Annotated in this window: 2 protein-coding genes; one reads left to right on the top strand and one right to left on the bottom strand. The window is 55.1% G+C overall.

Features of this window, described 5'->3' with window-relative positions; all coding sequences use genetic code 11:
* The coding region (locus AF337_RS44305) for a hypothetical protein (protein WP_210168054.1) at nt 1–229 on the top strand (229 nt) is incomplete at its 5' end.
* Here the strand turns inward: AF337_RS44305 and AF337_RS11835 are convergent.
* On the bottom strand, nt 196–488 hold a 293-nt coding region (locus tag AF337_RS11835), incomplete at its 5' end, for a hypothetical protein (RefSeq protein ID WP_210168053.1). The two genes, AF337_RS44305 and AF337_RS11835, sit on opposite strands and share 34 nt — an antisense overlap.

The raw sequence follows: 488 nt of genomic DNA, 5'->3' as shown, positions 1-488 counted from the left end.
CGCGTATCCAACGGCTTGGGAGCTCAGTTACGAGACGTTCGGCACCAACGACATGGACGGCAACAAAAGCCGAGAACAGCTCGAGGCTGATCTAAGGAAAGTCCATGATGCCTTCGACAAATGGTATCGAGCAGCCTCAGGAGGCTATTTAGGCCGCGCCTTAAGGGGCAGCCACAGATCTTCGCCGTTCGTTCGTCACCACCAGCCGAACGACTGGCCGAAAGGGTGAATACCGGACAACAGTGTCCCGAACGTTGCGAGGCTTGCGAGCCAGACTTGATAGGCCTCCAACTTGAGCCTTTTCTCAAGCACGACAGCTTCGCCCTTCCAGTACAGGCGCGCATCGTCGTCGATTTCGAACATGGCTAAGTCGTTCCAACTGAGTTGCGAGCGCGTGGACATAGTCGATTCCTCTTTTTTGACGACGAAGTAACAGACCATGCAAGACGTCGATGCCGCAACGGAGACTCTTCGGAAAGCCTGTACTC

The sequence above is a fragment of the Rhizobium ecuadorense genome (assembly GCF_001187535.1).
GTDB lineage: Bacteria > Pseudomonadota > Alphaproteobacteria > Rhizobiales > Rhizobiaceae > Rhizobium > Rhizobium ecuadorense.
Note: the sequence above shows the minus strand (reverse complement) of the source record. Positions and strands in the feature narration are given on the sequence as shown.